Source organism: Neorhizobium descurainiae, assembly GCF_051400715.1.
GTDB lineage: Bacteria > Pseudomonadota > Alphaproteobacteria > Rhizobiales > Rhizobiaceae > Neorhizobium.
This window is the reverse complement of the sequence record NZ_JBLFFK010000002.1, coordinates 374,789-392,251: the sequence shown is the minus strand read 5'-3', so window position 1 is coordinate 392,251 and position 17,463 is coordinate 374,789. Positions and strand designations below refer to the sequence as shown.

The window sequence follows — 17,463 nt, the reverse complement described above, 5'->3', positions numbered from 1 at the left end:
GCCTCCCGCCCTTGACGTCAGGTGTTGAAGCGGAAGTGGATGACGTCGCCGTCGCTGACGACATATTCCTTGCCTTCGTCGCGCGCCTTGCCCGCTTCCTTCGCCCCGTTTTCGCCGTTATAGGCGATGAAGTCGTCATAGGCGATGGTGTTGGCGCGGATGAAGCCGCGTTCGAAATCCGAATGGATGACGCCGGCCGCCTGAGGCGCCTTGGTGCCGCGCTCAATCGTCCAGGCGCGCGTTTCCTTCGGGCCGACCGTGAAATAGGTGATGAGGTCGAGCAGCTTGTAGCCGGCGCGGATCAGGCGGTCGAGGCCGGCTTCCTCCAATCCGAGCGCGGAGAGGAATTCCTTCGCTTCCTCGTCGGGGAGTTGGGCGACTTCGGATTCGATCGCAGCCGAGATGATCACCGTTTCGGCGTTCTGCTCCTTCGCCATCTTAGCGACCGCTTCGGTATATTGATTGCCGGTTGCGGCATCGGCCTCCGCGACGTTGCAGACGTAAAGCACCGGATGGGCGGTCAGGAGGTTCAGGCCCTGCAGAATGCGGGTCTCCTCGGCGTCCAGCTTCGGCAGGAGCGTGCGGACCGGCTTGCCCTCCTGCAGGAGCTGCAGCGAGGCCTCCATGATCGGTAGCGCCGCCATCGAATCCTTGTCCTTGCCGGTGGCGCGCTTGCGCGTCTGCTCGGTGCGGCGCTCAAGGCTTTCGAGGTCGGCAAGCATCAGCTCCGTCTCGATCGTCTCCGCGTCGGCGACCGGATCGATGCGGCCCTCCACATGGGTGATGTCGGTGTCCTCGAAGCAGCGCAGCACGTGGACGATGGCGTCCACCTCGCGGATATTGGCAAGGAACTGGTTGCCGAGGCCTTCACCCTTGGAGGCACCGCGCACCAGGCCGGCGATATCCACGAAGGAGATGCGGGTGGGGATGATCTCCTTCGACTTGGCGATGTCGGCAAGCTTCTTCATGCGCGGATCGGGCACCGCCACTTCGCCGGTATTCGGCTCGATCGTGCAGAAGGGATAATTGGCTGCCTGCGCTGCCGCCGTCTTGGTAAGCGCATTGAAGAGCGTGGACTTGCCGACATTCGGCAGGCCCACGATACCGCATTTGAAACCCATAGGTCCGGACCCTGTCTCTTTGAAATTTCGTTGCTGTGGCTATGGGGGAAAGTGCCGGGGCGGTCAAGGCTTGCCAGGCAATGGTGACGACGACCTTGCAAGTAAGGCAATTTTACCTTACTTTTAGAAGGCAGGAGAATGACCATGGTCAGATTGAAGGTTACTGCAAAGGGGCAGATCACCTTGAAGAGGGAAGTCCTCGATCATCTCGGCGTGAAGCCAGGTGATGAAGTCGATGTCAATCTTACCCCGAAGGGTGAGGTGACAATTCACCCCATTGCCGGCAAGCTGCCGATCGAAAGAGTTTTTGGGATGTTCAAAAACACGACAGGCAGAAGTTATTCGATCGAAGATATCAATGAGGCGATTGCAGCTAGCTATGCCGGTGAGGCGGAGCAGTGAGCCTGGTCGTTGATACAAACATCCTCTTGCGGGCGATGATTTTCGATCACGCGGTCGAAAGCCCCAAAGCTCAAGCTCTGTTGGCTTCAAATGAAGTGACCATACCGAACCAAGCCCTATGTGAGATGGTGTGGGTCCTTCGGAGGCTTTACAAGAAGAGGCAGAGCGACTTGATCGACGCAATTCGCACCTGGATGAATGTCAAGACTGTGACGCTCGATCGCGGAGCAGTCGAAGCCGGTCTCGCGTTCCTGGAAACTGGCGGCGATTTCGCCGATGGCGTGATCGAATTCGAAGGCCGCAAGCTCGGTGGTGACACCTTTGCCACCTTCGATAAGCAGGCAGCTTCGATCATCCGCGCAAAAGGCCGTGAATGCGTCCTCCTGTCCGCCGACTGATCCGGCGTCCACATCGCGCAGTTGCTTGAAATGTTCCGGTTGCAGTGCGATATAAATTCGAAAGCCCAATGTCGGACGCCGTCATCAGGAGGCGAAACGCCATGAGCGAAGACACCACCCTAAAACCGAAGACGATCACCAAGCCCAAGCTGGAGCGGCCGAAGCTCTACAAGGTCATTCTGGTGAACGACGACTATACGCCGCGCGAGTTCGTCATCATGGTGCTGAAGGCCGTGTTCCGCATGAGCGAGGAGACCGGCTACCGCGTGATGATGACCGCCCACCGTATGGGCACGTCGGTGGTCGTGGTGTGCGCCAAGGATATTGCCGAGACCAAGGCAAAGGAAGCGATCGACCTCGCCAAGGAGGCAGGTTTCCCGCTGATGTTCACCACAGAGCCGGAAGAGTAGGGCGAGCCCGAGGCAGAAGGCTCATTTCCTTATCCGGCGCCCGCGCCCAGCGCCTCGGCACCGATCCAGAAGACCGCATCCTGCGATTCTGCCGTTTCCAGCCACAGGAAATCGAGATCGGGGAATTCCTCCTCGAGGATTTCGCGGCCCGAGCCGATCTCGCAGATCATCCCGCCGCCGGGATTGAGATGCTTCGGCGCCTCCGAAAGCAGGCGGCGGACGATATCGAGGCCGTCCACGCCGCCGTCGAAGGCCATCGCGGGTTCCGCCTGGAATTCGTCCGGAAAACCTTCCATCGCATCATGATCGACATAGGGCGGGTTTGTGATGATCAGATCGTATTTCTTCCTGCCGAGCGGCGCGAAGAGATCGCCCTGATAAAGCGTGACCTGCTCTTCGGCGCCGTGCTCGGCGACGTTGAGCTTCGCCACTTCGAGCGCATCGGGCGAAAGGTCCACCGCATCGACTTCGGCGTTCGGAAAGAACTTGCCGGCGAGGATCGCCAGGCAGCCGGAGCCGGTGCAGATATCGACCGCGCTTTCGACGCTCAGCGGGTCAGGCAGGTAGGAGGAGCCGCCCTGACCAAGATATTCGGTGAAGAGGATCTCGCCGATATGCGAGCGCGGCACGATGACCCGCTCGTCCACCAGGAAACGCACGCCCTGGATATAGGCATGGCCGGTCAGGTAGGAGGTGGGCTTGCGCGTCGTCACGCGCGCCTCGATCCGCTCTGCGAGCAGCCGGCGTTCGGCCGGCAGAAGGCGCGCGTCGAGGAAGGGGTCGAGCACGTCGATCGGCAGGTCGAGCGAGTCGAGGATCAGGAAAGCGGCATCGTCGCTCGCGGTCGTCGTGCCGTGGCCATAGCTCAGGTTCGCAGCGTTGAAACGGGAAATGGCGTAACGCCAGTAGTCGCGGAGCGTGACGAGTTCGCCGGCGATATCATCCGTATTCAAGGTTTTGTTCATGGCATGCATCTGATTTTGCTTGTCGTTGCGGACCGGGTGCAAGTCACTCTCCCTTGCCGCCGAACATCTTCTTCAGCATGTCCGCCATGGGGCCGGTGGTCGGGAGGTTCGGTTTTGCGCCGCCACGAGCCTGATGGATATGCGACTTGCCTGCGGGTTTCGGCGGTTGCGGTTTTTCCGCCTTCGGCTTCTCCTCGTCGGGTTTGCCGCCGACTGCGAGCGCCAGCTTGTTCATGAGCTGCGAATCCTCGGCCTTCGCCAGCATTTCGGCATTGTCCGCCAAGGCGTCGAGGAGAGGGGAGAGCCAGGCCTGGTCCGCCTTGGCGAAATCGCCGAGTACGTGGTTATGGACCAGTTCCTTGACCCCGGGGTGGCCGATGCCGAGGCGCAGCCGGCGGTATTCCCTGCCGCAATGGGCGTCGAGCGACTTCACCCCATTGTGGCCACCGTGGCCGCCGCCGGTCTTGATGCGCGCCTTGCCCGCCGGCAGGTCGAGCTCGTCATAGATGGCGATGATGTTCTGCGGACCGAGCTTGTAGAACCGCATCGCCTCGCCGACCGCCTCGCCGGAAAGGTTCATGAAGGTCTGCGGCTTCATCAGCAGGACCTTCTCGCCGGCAAGCTCGCCTTCGGAAATCTCCGCCTTGAATTTCTTCGACCAGGGCGAAAAGCCCGGCCGCCGCTGGATCGCATCCACCGCCATGAAGCCGATATTGTGGCGGTTGCCCGCATATTTGGAACCGGGATTGCCGAGACCTGCGATGATGAGCATGGAGAAATCCATTCTTGGTGCTGGCCTTCACCAACGCGAAACGCCGATAAAGTCAACCCGTTTTATGGCAGCAAGGCGGCTTTCGATGGAGGCTGTATTCCTAGCTCGCCATGGACTTCATTTCCGCCCTCTGGGCGGACAGGGTCAAAAGCAGATCGGAAATTTCGCGGGGCTTGGAGAAAAGATACCCCTGGGCATAGTCGATGCCCATCTGTTTGAGCAGCATGCGCTGCTCTTCCGTCTCGACGCCCTCGGCGACGACCTTGCAGTTCATCTTGTGCGAGATGGCGCTGATGCCTTCGACCAGCATCCGGTTCTTGCTGCCGACATCGTCCGCCTTGTCGGTCAGCGAGCGCACGAAGGACTGGTCGATCTTGACGATGTCGACCGGGAAGCGGCTCATGTAGCTCAGCGACGAATAGCCGGTGCCGAAGTCGTCGAGTGCGATACGGCAGCCGAAACGCTGGATTTCGTTGAGGATGGTGCGGATTTCGGGATTGTCGTGCATGAGCACGGCTTCGGTGATCTCCACGACGAGGCGCGACGGCTCTATCCCGTATCGCCCAAGCAGGCCAGCCAGCCGCGCCGGCAGGCCGGGCTCGAACTGCAGCGGCGAGAAGTTGACGGCGACATAGATATCGCCCATGCCGGGCAGGCGGGAGACCCGGGCAAGATTCCCGATCGCGTCTTCCAGGATGAGATTGCCGATCTGGCTGATCGTGCCGGTTTCTTCGGCAACGCTGACGATGCCCGCCGGCGACATGAGCCCCTTGCGCGGGTGGCGCATGCGCATCAGCGCTTCGAAGCCGGAGGGTATGCCGGTCTCGATGTCGACGATCGGCTGGAAATGCGCCTCGAACCAGCTTGCCGCAATGCCGACCTCGATATCGCTCTCGATCTCGGCGCGCTCCCGCGCCTGGTCGAGGATTGCCGGATCGTAGACCTGCGCACCGTTCTTGCCGTCGCGCTTGCGGGCATACATGGCCATGTCCGATTTCTGCAGAAGCTCGGCGGCGCTGGTCGCGTGGTTCGGATAGAAGGCGAGGCCGATCGAGGCGCTCAGCCGCACGCTCGTACCCTGGACGCGGAACGGCACCTCGAGCATGTCAACGATCTGCTGGGCGAGTTCGGTCGCGCGACGTTCGGCACCTTCGCCGGCGATCAGAATGGCAAATTCGTCGCCGCCGAGGCGCGAGGCGCTGTCGGTGCCATACAGCAGGGGCTTCGTCCGCTCGACGAACTGGCAGAGCACGGCGTCTCCCGCCGCATGGCCGAAATTGTCGTTGATCGCCTTGAAACGGTCGAGATCGACGAAAAGGCATGCGACTTCGGTCGCAGCCTTGTCCGCCTCCGTGATCGTCCGGTCGAGCATCGCTTCGAACCCCTGCCGGTTCAGGAGCCCGGTCAGATGGTCGGAGATCGCCTGCTGATGGTTGCGCAGTTCCGACTGTTTCAGTTCGGTGACGTCGGTCATGACGCTGAGCGAGCCGGGAATGCTGCCGCCGGCCGCGCCAAGCTCCGTTTCGACGATCAGCACGTCCATCATGCGGCCGTCGGCGCAGACGAAGCGTACGGTGACTTCGATCGCCGCGCCGTTTGCCTTCGCCTGCGCCTTGCGCTTTCCATAGACATGACGGTCGGCGGCGGCCACGAGCTCGGAAAAGGGATGGCCGATGATGTCCTCGCGGCGATAGCCGGTGGCGAGCAGCCAATAGTCGCTGACTGCGGCGATCTGATCGTTCGCCGTCAGCGAGAAGAGCATTGCAGGCGTCAGGTTGTAGATATCCGTGGTCTGCTGATGCGCCCGTTTCAGTTCGCGCTCCTCGCGCTCCAGCAGCGTCTGCATTTCGTTGAAGCTCTTGGCGAGACGCCCCATCTCGTCGTTCGATCGCCAGTCGACGTGGTGGCGCGAGCCAAGTCTTCGCGTCGCCTCGATGGCGGCGGTCAGCCGCATCAACGGCTTGATGACCATGATGCGGTTGCCGAGGATGGCCGCGCCGAAAACGGTCAGAATGGCGATGATGAAGATGGAGATGAAAGCCATCTCCATCTGGTGCAGGGCCGAGAACCAGCCGAGCTTCGGCACGTAGACGGTGATGCTGCCGATATTGCGGGTGCCCTGGGGCGATTTGTAGAAGATCGGCTCGGATATCGATTCCAGGCCCCGGAAATCCGCCGGGTTGACGTCGACTTCGGAAATATTCAGCTTGCCCGCATTGTCGCTGATCTGCACGCCGCCTATGGCGGGATCGGCGACGAGCATGGACGCGATCTGGTGAATGCTGTCCCTATCGATCTCCCACAGCGGCTTGCCGAGCGCCTGCGAATTGGTGACCAGCACGACGTTGACGTGCTCGGTGAGGTTTCGCGCCGCCTGCTGGGACGAAAGCGCCAGGAACAGCGTGAACAGTGGGGCGACGACGACCAGCAGGGCGCCCGAAATAATCGCAATGAAACGACTCTCAACGGAATGAGTCATCCGTCTTCCCCGCCCTCGTCCTCCGGTTGTCCCGGATCGTATCCTTCATTCTCAAGCCGTGCGCATCGTTCCACCTATTCATTAAACTTCATTGAAACGCGCATGCTAAGATTCGAATGAATCGCAGGGCCGGCGGCACCAAACGTATTCTCCGGGCAATAAAAAACCCGCCTTCCTGCGAAGGCGGGTCTCAAACTCGGACACTCTGCTTTTCTTATTCGGCTTCGGGAGCGGCAGGCGTTTCTTCTGCGGCTTCTTCGATGCCAGCCGCCGGGGCGACGATCGTTGCGATGGTGAAGTCACGGTCGGTGATGACCGGACGTACGCCCTTCGGCAGCGTGACGGCAGAGATGTGGATGCTGTCGCCGATCTTGGCGCCAGCGAGATCGACCGTGATGAATTCCGGGATGGCGTTGGCCGGGCAGTGGAATTCGACGGTGTGGCGAACGATGTTGAGAACGCCGCCGATCTTGATCGCGGACTTCTCTTCGTTGATGAAGTGAACCGGAACTTCGACGGTGACATCCGTGTCGCCGGAAACGCGCAGGAAATCGACGTGCATGGTGAAATCGCGGACCGGATCGAGCTGGTAATCCTTCGGCAGGACCTGGATCTTCTGGCCGTCGACTTCGATCGTGGCGATGGTGGTCATGAAACCACCGGCATGGATGCGCTTCGTCACTTCGTTGGTCGAGAGTGCGATGGCGAGGGGGGCCTGCTTGTCACCATAGATGACAGCGGGAATCAAACCGTTGCGGCGAAGTTCACGGGAGGACCCCTTACCTACCCGTTCGCGCGCCTCGGCCTTGAGCTCGTAAGATGCGTGGCTCATGGCATATCCTTTCGAGGTTGTTTGGAGAGTCTTTCGCGGGCGGAGACCGCCTGCGTCAAACCGAAGGGCACCATCCGATGCGCTTCATCCGCGTTGCCTCCAAGGGTGTCTGCGCGGACCGGCGGGCTATAATACAACGAGGCTGCAAGTGCAAGCATCTCAGCCCGGAAAGACGCGGCCGCGCTTCTTCATCCGTTCCGCTCAGCCCGCGAAGGCCGGCGGCCGGAGTGCCCGACCCGTTGCTGTAGGCCGCCCTGGCGTGCCAATATCGGCATGGTTTCTCCGCCGAAATCGGAGCCTGATTATCAGATTTCCGTTTACCATCCGCGCGAACCTTTCAAACATGTTTCGACGTTAAACTTTCCGGCCAAATCGGGTGAAAAGTTACGGAAATCATGTTTCGCGTCCTCTCCTGCCTCTTCATAGAGCACGACCTTCGCTACATCGGCTGCGCCGTTCTTGCCTGCGTCGCAGGCGCCTTCATGACGGTCAGGCTGTTCTCCCGTGTTCGGCGGGGCGGCGGCGTCGAGAAAGCCACCTGGCTCCTGCTTGCGGGTTTTATCGGCGGATCGACGACCTGGACGACGCATTTCCTCGCCATGCTCGGCTATTTTGGCGGCGGGCAAGCCGGTTATGAACCGGCGCTGACGCTCTGGTCATTCGTCCTCGCGGTGGCGACAGCGACGGCGGGGTTCGGCATCGCCGCCTATGGAGGCCGTTCGATCATCGTCGAGGCCGGCGGCGCCGTCGTGGGGCTCGGCATCGCAGCGATGCATTACACCGGCATGGCGGCCTATGAGGTGCAGGGCGTCATCCAGTGGGACCGCGGCTATGTGATCGCGTCGTTGATTTTCGCAGCCCTGTTCGGTGCACTCACGACCAACCGCGCCGTGCGTCCGGCGACCCGTTTCTGCAAATATCTCTCCGTTCTGGCGATGATCCTTGCGATCGTCACGACGCATTTCACGGCGATGGGGGCCGTCAACGTCATTCTCGATCCCCGCATCGTCATGCCGGACGAAATCGTTCCGCCGATCGTGCTTGGTTTCGGCGTCCTGTCCTTGATGCTGATCCTGCTGGCGCTCACGGCGGCGACCTACCTGATCGATGCGCGCACGACCAAGGCGGCCATCGAGCAGTATCGCCGCCTTTCGCTCCACGACCCACTGACGGGGCTTTCCAACCGCGCCGCCTTCAACGAGCAGCTTGCCGGGATCGCGACGCGTCCCGCGGACCTGTCGGCCCGCATAGCGGTGCTTTCCATGGACCTCAACCGCTTCAAGGAAATCAACGACGTTCACGGCCATGCCGCCGGAGACGAGGTTTTGAGAACGATCGGCGGCAGGCTCGCCCAGGTGGCGGGAGCGGGCGAATTCATAGCCCGTGTCGGAGGCGACGAATTCGTGGCGGTTAAGCGGATGCACCACAAGCGTTCCGATGCGCTTTCGCTCGCCAACCGCATGCTCGCCGAAATCTGCAAGCCGGTCGAATGGAACGGCAACACTCTTTCCGTCGGATCGAGCGTCGGGATCGCGTTCTATCCCGGCGAAGCCAAGTCGGTGGACGACCTGGTGGCGCATGCGGATGTCGCCATGTACCGCGCCAAGCAATCCGGCGACAATGCGATCTGCGTCTACGATGCCTCGATGGACCAGGCCGCGCGCGAGCGCAACGCTCTGGCGATGGACATGCGCTCGGGGCTCGCGGCGGACCAGTTCGAACTTTACTACCAGCTCCAGAACGATACGTTCACCGGCCAGGTCGTCGGTTTCGAAGCGCTGCTGCGCTGGAACCATCCCGTGCGCGGGCTTATTCTGCCCGGCGAATTCATTCCGATCGCCGAACGGACCGGCTTCATCAACGAACTCGGCGAATGGGTACTCAGGACAGCCTGCGCGGAAGCGGCGGCCTGGAAAAACCCGCTTGGCATCGCAGTCAACGTCGCAGCCCAGCAGCTTGCCGATCCGAGATTTCCGCTGAAAGTCCGCGACATCCTGAACGAGACGGGGCTCAGCTCCGACCGGCTCGAACTGGAGATCACCGAATCCGGCATCATCGCCGATCATCAGCGCGCATTGCAGACCATCCGGGATCTGAAGAGCCTTGGCGTGAAGATTGCCATGGACGACTACGGCGCCGGTTATTCGTCGCTCTCGACGCTGATATCCTTCCCCTTCGACAAGATCAAGATCGACCGCGCCTTCATAGACGGGCTTGCCGTCAACGCCCACTCGGCCGCGATCGTCCGTTCGACCCTCATCCTGGCGTCGAGCCTCGATATTCCGGTGCTTGCGGAAGGCGTGGAGACCGACGAGCATATCGCCTTCCTGCGCAAGGAAGGCTGCATGCAGGTGCAGGGCTATCTCTTTGGCAAACCCGGCCCGCGCGAGAACATCGAGCACATCGTCAACGGCATTGTCGGGCCGGAGGTCGCCAAGGTCGCCTGATCAGCGCCGAGGCTCGCCGCCCGGCGCATAGACGCTCTTTTGCTCGAAGCGGAATTTGTGGCCGCACTGGCCGCAGCGCAGCATGTGTTTGCGCGGATCGGTGGAGGCGAATTCCGTGAAGAAGCCGTGCGGCAGTTCATCGATCCGGAAATCGCGGCTCTTCTGCCACTTGTCGTCCGACTCGGAAGCCTCGGCAAAACCGGTATTGCCACATTGGGAACATTCGAGTTTTCGGGAATAGCGGTCGCGTGCGGCCATGCGGAACTCCTTTGACGAACCGTAACTAACCGAAGCTTCGCCGCAACGCAAAACGCCAGGAATAGAATCCCGGCGTTTCGCATCGGTATTTTACTGCCGGTTCGCGGATGCCGTCAGCGGCGGCATTCACCGGGAGAAACGACCCTGAAACCGCTGTTTGCCGCTTCGCAGGCGTTCGGGAAAGTCTGCGTTTGCGGTCCGCGCTGGCCGCAGACGGGGCGGTATTCACGCGTGCAGGCGCCGGATTGTTCGGGTCTTCCCGGGCGATCCGGCCGGTCGGGGCGATCAGGGCGGCCGGGGCCGCCCCAGTCCGGTCTGTCCGGCCGGCCAGGGCCACCCCAATCGGGCCTGTCCGGGCGACCGGGACCTCCCCAGTCGGGCCTGTCAGGCCGATCGGGACGACCGGGAGGCGGGAACGGTCCGGGTCCGCGGCCGCATTCACCCGTGCTGACGATGCGGTAGCCGCGCTCGCGGGCCTGGCAGGCATTGCCGAACGTTTCCCTGCGGCCGCCGCGCTCACCGCAGACCGGCCGATATTCCATCGTGCACATCTGCGGCTGCGGTTGCGGCCGCGGCGGCGGGTAATAACCCCCGCCACCAGGTCCTGGTCCCGGCCCGCCCTCGACGCAGCCTGAAAGCAGCGGGATAAGAAGGAAGAAGGCCAGTCTTTTCGGGCCGAAAGAAGAAACCATGAGCGACTCACTCCTCGTTGCGCTGACGGGAAGCTTATCGGAAGACGTGCTGGGGAAAAAGCTCAGTCGAACAAACTGGAGACGGAGGATTCCATCGCCGTGCGATTGATCGCCTCGCCGAGCAGGTTGGCGGTGGTGATGACGCGGATGTTGTGTGCGGACTGGACAGCGGTCGTCGGCTGGATCGAATCCGTGATCACCAGTTCACGAAGCTTCGAGGCGGCGATGCGGGTGACCGCGCCGCCGGAAAGAACGCCGTGGGTGATGTACGCGGTGACGCTGGTGGCGCCGTTCTTGAGCAGCGCCTCGGCAGCGTTGCAGAGCGTGCCGCCGGAATCGACGATGTCGTCGATCAGCAGGCAATCCTTGCCTTCCACGTCGCCGATGACGTTCATCACCTCGGATTCACCGGCGCGTTCGCGACGCTTGTCGACGATCGCGAGCTGACAGTCGATGCGCTTGGCAAGCGCACGGGCGCGGACCACGCCGCCGACGTCCGGCGAGACCACCATGACGTTGTTCAAGTCATAGTGTTCCTTGACGTCGCGGGCGAGGATCGGCACCGCGAAGAGATTGTCAGTCGGGATATCGAAGAAGCCCTGGATCTGGCCGGCATGCAGGTCGAGGGTCAGCACGCGGTCGGCGCCTGCCTCGGTGATCAGGTTGGCGACGAGCTTTGCCGAGATCGGCGTGCGGGGACCGGCCTTGCGATCCTGGCGGGCATAGCCGAAATAGGGGAGCACGGCCGTGATGCGCTTGGCCGACGATCGGCGAAACGCGTCGATCATGATCAGCAGTTCCATCAGGTGATCGTTGGTCGGGAACGACGTGGACTGGATGATGAACACATCCTCGCCGCGCACATTTTCCTGAATTTCAACGAAGATTTCCTGATCTGCAAACCGCCTTACGCTGGCTTTTCCGACTGGAACATTGAGATAGCTGCAGATCGCGTCGGCAAGATGCCGGTTCGAATTGCCTGCGAAAACCTTCATTGCGGTCCGCCTGTTTTGAAGCTGGATGCGGGCCTTTTACCGCCGCCGCCTTCGAATGCAATAGCGTTTTGCGCCTCACCACGGTTTTTTATGAAGAAACTGTGACCGGCGGCTTTCTGGCGCATAATCTTACCCCGGCTGGGTCCTTTGCCAGTTCAGATAGTCCTGGATGGTCTTCGCGGCGATCGTCTCCATGGTCGAGGCGGGCACGGCCGCCCAGGGGTCCGCACCGCTGGCAGGCACGCTTTCCTGTCCCTGCATGCGATGAAGGCGGGAGCCGGAGCCGTCAAGGATATCCCAGACATAGACGATGGTGACCTTGCCGCTGTCGGCGAAGGCGGAGAAATAACCCTTCAGGATATGCTGCGTGCCGGCGTCGCTCGACGGCCGGATGACGAGCCCGTTGGCACGCGCTCGGGAGCCGAGCTCGCGCGAGAGCGGCGTCACCGCCTGGACGGGCGCGCCGATGATCGGCAGGAAACGGATCGTGCCGGCGCCGGAGCCGGATGGCGGCAATGCCGCCTGCCGGGCCGCCTGCTGGGCCGCTCCCGCCGCGGGCTGTTGCATGACCGGTTCCTGGCCCTGGCCGTTCCATTGCGGTGGCGGGCCGGAGGAGGAAGGCGATACGGCGCTGCCGGATTCCAGCGCACGGGCCTGGGCTTCCAGCGTGTTCTGCGGCCCAAGCTGGTAGCCGCTGCCCTGCTGCGCAGAGTTGCTGTTGCCATAAGTCTCCGGCTGCTGCGTGCGCGCCATGCGGTCGGTATCGGCCTGGGTGACGGGCGTCGATGACCTGGAGCCGCCGCCGACCTCCGCCTGCGGCGTCAGGGCCTCCGTCGTGTTGCAGGCGGAAAGGCCCGCCGCGAGCAGGGCAACGGAAAACAACCTTCCGAAAAGCCGCATGCCCGCCTCCTTCCGTAGATTCCCCGATGCCGGAGCTTAGAATTGGCTTTTGCACGCTGTCAATCGCGGTTGACGCGTGCTCAGCGCTGGATCAGGTCCAGACCATGGCGGGAAAGCGGCTGCGGATCGCCGTCAGTGGTCAGATAGGTATGGCCGAGGGTCATGGCTGCGCCGCTGTCGGAATCCATGATGATCATGTGCACGAAGAGCGTCATGTCGGACAGGATCTCCTGCGGATTGCCGAAGTGGAACATCTGGTGCTCCATCCAGGAGGGCGAGAAGCGGGCGCCGAGCGAGTAGCCGCAGGCGTTGAGGCGATGACGCGACAGGCCCCGCTCGTCGAGGATGCGGGCATGGGTATCGAAGACGTCGCCGAAGGTATGGCCGGGACGCAACACCTCCTCGATCGCCTGGATGGTTTCGCGGCAGGCCCTGTAAAGCTCGCGATGGCGCTGCGACGGTTCGCCGACGACGACGGTGCGCATCATCGCGGCGTGATAATGCGCGGCGGCGCCGGCCCATTCCAGCGTCAGCTGGTCGGTCGCGTCGAGCTTGCGCCGGCCGGCCTTGTAGCGGCAGAGCAGCGCATCGGCGCCCGAGCCGATGATGAACTCGTTGGCGGGATAATCGCCGCCGCCCAGAAAGACTGCGCCCTGCATGGCGGCGAGGATCTCCGCCTCGTCGCCGCCGGCCCTGATGAGCGGAAGCGCCGCATCGAGCGCGTCGTCGGCAAGCTCGGCGGCGCGTTTCGCATAGGCGATCTCGGCGGGGCTTTTGACGAGGCGCAGCCGGCTCACCAGATAGGAGGCGTCGCTGATCTGACCGAAGGTGGCGAGCTGATTGTCGAGAAGGCGGGCGACGCGGCCGGTCATGCCGTGCGTGTCGTATTCGACGCCGATTTTCGCGCCGAGCAGGTCCATGTCGCTCAAGAGGTTTTTGAGATCGAGCGTCGGATCGGCATTCACCCGATCGACCCAGACCACGATGTTCTCGACGATCGAGGTATGGCGGGCCTGGCGCAGATCGGCGGAGCGAGTGAGCAGCGTCATCGTCCCGTCGGCCTTGACCACCAAAGTCTGGAAGAAGCAGTAGCCGAAAGTGTCGTAGCCCGTCAGCCAATACATGCTTTCCTGGGCGAAGAGCAGGAGCGCATCGAGCTTTTCCGCGCGCATCTTCTCCGTCAGCCGCGCGAGGCGGTCGACGTATTCGCTCCTCTCGAAATGCAGGGCCATGCTATTCCTCCCTCATCGAAATCGCTGAAATCTGGCGGCCGTAATCCGGCTCCCGGGCATGGGTGGTGCGGCGGTAGGAGTAAAAACGCTCCGCGTCGGAATAGGTGTCGAGGCCGAGGTTTTCGGCCCGCACGCCCGCCGCCGTCAGCCGCCTGATCGTCAGCGCCGGCAGGTCGAACATGGCGTGCCCCGGTTTCGGGGAGGGCGCGAAGAAAGTTTCGTAGGACGGATCGTGGCGAAGGAAACGCTCCACGAATTCCGGGCCGACCTCGTAGCTGTCGGGACCGATCGACGGGCCGAGCACGGCGGTGATCTTTTCGCGGGCGGCGCCGAGCGAGATCATCGCCTCGATGGTGTTTTCGAGCACGCCGCCGAGCGCACCCTTCCAGCCGGCATGGGCGGCGCCGATCACGCCGTTCTCGCCGTCGGCAAACAGGATGGGGCCGCAATCGGCGGAGAGCACGCCGAGCGCCACGCCGGGAACGGTCGTCACCATGGCGTCGACCTTCGGTCGCTCTTGGGGCCGCTCGCCCGCATAGGTCTCGTCGACGACCAGCACATCCGGCGAATGGACCTGATGGACGGTTGCGAGTTTTTCGAGCGGCAGCCCGAACCAGGCGGCGACGCGGGCGCGGTTTTCCATCACCTTTTCACGGTCGTCGTCCGAGCCGACGCCGACATTGAGGCCGGCGTAAAGACCTTCCGAAACCCCGCCCTTCCGGGTGAAGAAGCCGTGACGGACGCGGCTGCCGGCTCTGTCGTTCAACAGGGGGCTCTCGATCGGCGTCGGCAAGGGGGTTTCCTGCATCGGCGTTGTTTATCCTGTTGATTTCAAGGGGTTTTATGCAAGCACTCGAAAAATGCCGGCTGCTTCGATCTAGCGCGAGAGTGGCGCAAGGGAAGGGCGGATGTCAATCGGTTGATCGTCTTTCGTTGTGGTTGCCCCTGATCCGGCTGGCGCCACCTTCTCCCCGTTCTGACGGGGAGAAGGGATATGCCGCGCCGCTTTCCTTATCCTCGACGCTGCGTGGGGCACGTCCCTCTCCCGGCTTGCGGGGAAAGGGTTAGGGTGAGGGGCAAGCCGAGATTTCACTCTACCGCCCGGAACGGCATCAGGTTCAAGGCCGGGCTCGACACCGCGATGACCTTGAAGAGCTCGCCCATCTTGCCCGCACCTTCGCCGGCCAGGCGATCGGCGGCGGCGGCGATGAGCCGCTGTTCCGTCGGTTCCTTGTCCTTCGAAAGGGCCGCGGCGCGTTCGGCGAGGCCGAGACCGTAGAGGAACTCGCCCTGGCGCAGGCCGCCGTTCAGATGCACGCCCGTGGACAGCGCCACCTTGGCGAGATCCTCGAAATCCACATGGCTCGTCAGGTCCGCCTCGCCTGGATGGGCAAGCGGCGTATCGAAATCATGGTTGCGCACCGCCTGCAGCGTGTCGCCGAAGCCGGTGACCATATGGCCGTAATCGATGATGACCGCCGTGCCGCCGAAAGTTTTCAGCCGGTCGCAGAGGGTTTGCATGACCGCCTGGCGGGCGGGGGCCACTTCGAAGATCGTACCGTCTGGAATGGATGCGAGGGGCGAGGGCAGGAGGGCCGGATCGAGCGTCGCGATGCCGGCGGCGAAGGTCAGCTCGTCGTCCGCATCGAGGCCGACGAGGCGTTCCCGGAACCCGGTCGGCGTCTTGACGAACTGGCGGATCGGGATCGCGTCGAAAAGCTCGTTGGCGGCGATCAGCGTGAAACCTTCCGGCACGTCCTCGAAACTGTCGTGCCAGGTGATCTTCGTGGAGAACGCCTCGATCGTCACGCGCTGCACGCCGCGCAGCCGCTCGCTGGTCTCGACCAGATGAACGTTCAGGCCTTCGAAGAGCGGCAGGGCGATCCGTTTGATCACGCGCAGCATGTCGGCCATCATCGTGCCGCGGCCGGGGCCGATCTCCACCAGCCGGACGGAGGCGGGCATGCCGTGACGCTGCCAGGCATGCACCATGAACACGCCGATCATTTCGCCGAAAAGCTGGCTGATCTCCGGCGCGGTGATGAAATCCCCATGCCGGCCGAAGGGTTCGCGGCTGCGGTAATAGCCGTATTCCGGATCGGCGAGGCAGAGCGCGAAATAATCCGTGACGCTGATCGGGCCGCTCGCCCGGATCAGGGTCTTGATCTTGTCGGCGAGGGGCGTGCTCACGGTCGGCTCTCCGCTTACGCCTTCGCGGACGCTTGAGCCGCCGCAACACGGGCGCGGAGAATGGCCCAAAGCCCGACTGCGAACATCGGCAGCGAAAGCACCATGCCCATGGTAAGCCAATTGGTGCCGAGCAGATAGCCGAGTTGTGCATCCGGTTCGCGGAAGAACTCCACGAAGATGCGCGCCAACGCATAACCGCAGACGAAAGTGCCGGAGACGGTGCCCGGAACCTTCAGCGCCTTGAAACGGAAGATCAGCAGAGCAAGGAGCAGAAGCAGCACGACGCCTTCGAGCCCCGCCTCGTAGAGCTGGCTCGGGTGACGGGCGAAAGGCCCGCCGGTCGGGAAGACGACGGCCCAGGGCATCGAGCTCAGGCGGCCCCAGAGCTCGCCGTTGACGAAATTGGCGATGCGGCCGAAGAACAGCCCGAAAGGCACGACAGCCGCCACCGTGTCGAACATGCTCCAGACCGGGATGGCGTTGCGGCGGGCGAAGATGATCATCGCGATCGTCGCGCCGAGGAAGCCGCCGTGGAAGGACATGCCGCCGTTCCATATCTCGATCGCCCGGATGGGGTTCTGGGCGACGGCAGCAAAATCGTAGAAGAGTATGTAGCCGATGCGCCCGCCGAGCACGATGCCGGCCGCGACCCAGACGAGGAAATCGTCGAGATGGGAGGCGGTGATCGGCGACTGTCCGCCCCTCCAAAGCGAGCCGTTCGCCGCCAGCCGGCGCGCATAGAGCCAGCCGAGCAGGATGCCTGCCACATAGGCCAGGCCGTACCAATGGACCGCAAGCGGACCGACGGAGAAGGCCACCGGATCGATGTCCGGAAAGGGGATCAGAGCGAAAAGGTGAAGCGCTTCGTACAAGTTACAGGTTCTCAACCTAGCTTATTTGTCGCGGAACATGGCGTTGCAGCCATCGCCGGTCAAGGCGAATCTCTTTGCGCGCCCCGCGCCGACAGTGGATGGTGCTTGCAAGCGGCCACGGCAGGCCCTACTTCACCTTCATGGAGATTTAGCGGCCGCGCCTTCATGGACGTATGGGCGGCCAGACATTTTAGGAGTTGGAACCATGGCAACCGGGACGAACCGCATTCTCGACGATTTCGCGCGGCTGATGACCGATGCCGCCGGCGCCGCCCAGGGCGTGCGCAAGGAGGTGGAGACCGCATTCCATGCACAGGCCGAACGGTTCCTGAACAGCATGGACGTGGTCAAGCGCGAGGAATTCGAGGCCGTGCGCGAAATGGCCGCCCGCGCCCGCGACGAGAACGAAGCCCTCAAGGCCCGCATCGAAGCGTTGGAGGCGAAGCTTTCGGGGCAGTGATCGCAGGGATGGTTTCTGGCGCCGGCTGAGGGCAGGGG

18 protein-coding genes are annotated in these 17,463 nt (G+C 62.7%); 5 read left to right on the top strand and 13 right to left on the bottom strand.

The window, feature by feature from the left end; genetic code table 11:
* Window positions 1-17: 17 nt before the first annotated feature.
* On the bottom strand, window positions 18-1,121 hold the full coding sequence (ychF, locus tag ACMGE0_RS05455; protein ID WP_436814846.1) for a redox-regulated ATPase YchF: 1,104 nt from the start codon (window positions 1,119-1,121) through the stop codon (window positions 18-20).
* 144 nt (window positions 1,122-1,265) lie between these two features.
* Here ychF and ACMGE0_RS05450 point away from each other — a divergent pair, with 144 nt between their 5' ends.
* From ACMGE0_RS05450 to clpS, 3 genes are all read left to right on the top strand, one after another.
* Complete coding sequence (locus tag ACMGE0_RS05450) at window positions 1,266-1,523, top strand: AbrB/MazE/SpoVT family DNA-binding domain-containing protein (RefSeq protein WP_436814845.1); 258 nt, start codon at window positions 1,266-1,268, stop codon at window positions 1,521-1,523.
* A complete protein-coding gene (locus ACMGE0_RS05445; RefSeq protein ID WP_436814844.1) occupies window positions 1,520-1,921 on the top strand; it encodes a type II toxin-antitoxin system VapC family toxin in 402 nt (133 codons plus the stop codon). The genes ACMGE0_RS05450 and ACMGE0_RS05445 overlap by 4 nt, the downstream gene beginning before the upstream one ends.
* A gap of 101 nt (window positions 1,922-2,022) precedes the next feature.
* Entirely contained in the window at window positions 2,023-2,331 is a 309-nt protein-coding gene (gene clpS, locus ACMGE0_RS05440; RefSeq protein WP_085425153.1) for an ATP-dependent Clp protease adapter ClpS, read from the top strand.
* Between the two features lie 29 nt (window positions 2,332-2,360).
* Here clpS and prmB read toward each other — a convergent pair whose 3' ends face one another.
* The 4 genes from prmB to ACMGE0_RS05420 form a co-directional block, all read right to left on the bottom strand.
* A complete protein-coding gene (prmB, locus tag ACMGE0_RS05435; RefSeq protein WP_436814843.1) occupies window positions 2,361-3,296 on the bottom strand; it encodes a 50S ribosomal protein L3 N(5)-glutamine methyltransferase in 936 nt (311 codons plus the stop codon).
* A 43-nt stretch (window positions 3,297-3,339) separates the two neighbouring features.
* Window positions 3,340-4,068, bottom strand: a complete 729-nt coding sequence (pth, locus tag ACMGE0_RS05430; protein WP_436814842.1) for an aminoacyl-tRNA hydrolase — start codon at window positions 4,066-4,068, stop codon at window positions 3,340-3,342.
* Window positions 4,069-4,168: 100 nt separating this feature from the next.
* Window positions 4,169-6,547, bottom strand: coding sequence for a putative bifunctional diguanylate cyclase/phosphodiesterase (locus ACMGE0_RS05425; RefSeq protein WP_436814841.1), 2,379 nt, complete (start codon window positions 6,545-6,547; stop codon window positions 4,169-4,171).
* Between the two features lie 214 nt (window positions 6,548-6,761).
* Window positions 6,762-7,379, bottom strand: coding sequence for a 50S ribosomal protein L25/general stress protein Ctc (locus ACMGE0_RS05420; RefSeq protein WP_436814840.1), 618 nt, complete (start codon window positions 7,377-7,379; stop codon window positions 6,762-6,764).
* Window positions 7,380-7,774: 395 nt separating this feature from the next.
* On the opposite strand from ACMGE0_RS05420, the gene ACMGE0_RS05415 reads away from it, so the two are divergent.
* The gene (locus tag ACMGE0_RS05415; protein WP_436814839.1) at window positions 7,775-9,826 is read left to right on the top strand and encodes a putative bifunctional diguanylate cyclase/phosphodiesterase; all 2,052 of its coding nucleotides are present in this window, start codon (window positions 7,775-7,777) and stop codon (window positions 9,824-9,826) included.
* Here the strand turns inward: ACMGE0_RS05415 and ACMGE0_RS05410 are convergent, their stop codons facing one another.
* The 8 genes from ACMGE0_RS05410 to lgt all read right to left on the bottom strand — a co-directional run bounded on the left by ACMGE0_RS05410 (window position 9,827) and on the right by lgt (window position 16,965).
* Window positions 9,827-10,084 (bottom strand): hypothetical protein, encoded by a 258-nt coding sequence (locus ACMGE0_RS05410; protein WP_436814838.1) that lies wholly within the window; start codon window positions 10,082-10,084, stop codon window positions 9,827-9,829.
* Between the two features lie 113 nt (window positions 10,085-10,197).
* Window positions 10,198-10,776: a Kazal-type serine protease inhibitor family protein gene (locus ACMGE0_RS05405; protein WP_436814837.1), complete on the bottom strand. Its 579-nt coding sequence runs from the start codon at window positions 10,774-10,776 to the stop codon at window positions 10,198-10,200.
* A gap of 62 nt (window positions 10,777-10,838) precedes the next feature.
* Window positions 10,839-11,771, bottom strand: a complete 933-nt coding sequence (locus tag ACMGE0_RS05400) for a ribose-phosphate pyrophosphokinase (RefSeq protein WP_436814836.1) — start codon at window positions 11,769-11,771, stop codon at window positions 10,839-10,841.
* 129 nt (window positions 11,772-11,900) lie between these two features.
* Window positions 11,901-12,671: a hypothetical protein gene (locus ACMGE0_RS05395; RefSeq protein ID WP_436814835.1), complete on the bottom strand. Its 771-nt coding sequence runs from the start codon at window positions 12,669-12,671 to the stop codon at window positions 11,901-11,903.
* A gap of 80 nt (window positions 12,672-12,751) precedes the next feature.
* On the bottom strand, window positions 12,752-13,903 hold the full coding sequence (locus ACMGE0_RS05390; RefSeq protein ID WP_436814834.1) for a M24 family metallopeptidase: 1,152 nt from the start codon (window positions 13,901-13,903) through the stop codon (window positions 12,752-12,754).
* 1 nt (window position 13,904) lies between these two features.
* Complete coding sequence (gene pgeF, locus ACMGE0_RS05385) at window positions 13,905-14,711, bottom strand: peptidoglycan editing factor PgeF (RefSeq protein WP_436814833.1); 807 nt, start codon at window positions 14,709-14,711, stop codon at window positions 13,905-13,907.
* Between the two features lie 281 nt (window positions 14,712-14,992).
* Window positions 14,993-16,093 (bottom strand): class I SAM-dependent methyltransferase, encoded by a 1,101-nt coding sequence (locus ACMGE0_RS05380; RefSeq protein WP_436814832.1) that lies wholly within the window; start codon window positions 16,091-16,093, stop codon window positions 14,993-14,995.
* Between the two features lie 14 nt (window positions 16,094-16,107).
* Window positions 16,108-16,965: a prolipoprotein diacylglyceryl transferase gene (lgt, locus tag ACMGE0_RS05375; RefSeq protein ID WP_436814831.1), complete on the bottom strand. Its 858-nt coding sequence runs from the start codon at window positions 16,963-16,965 to the stop codon at window positions 16,108-16,110.
* Between the two features lie 205 nt (window positions 16,966-17,170).
* On the opposite strand from lgt, the gene ACMGE0_RS05370 reads away from it, so the two are divergent.
* Window positions 17,171-17,425 (top strand): accessory factor UbiK family protein, encoded by a 255-nt coding sequence (locus ACMGE0_RS05370; RefSeq protein ID WP_085424914.1) that lies wholly within the window; start codon window positions 17,171-17,173, stop codon window positions 17,423-17,425.
* Window positions 17,426-17,463 lie beyond the last annotated feature (38 nt).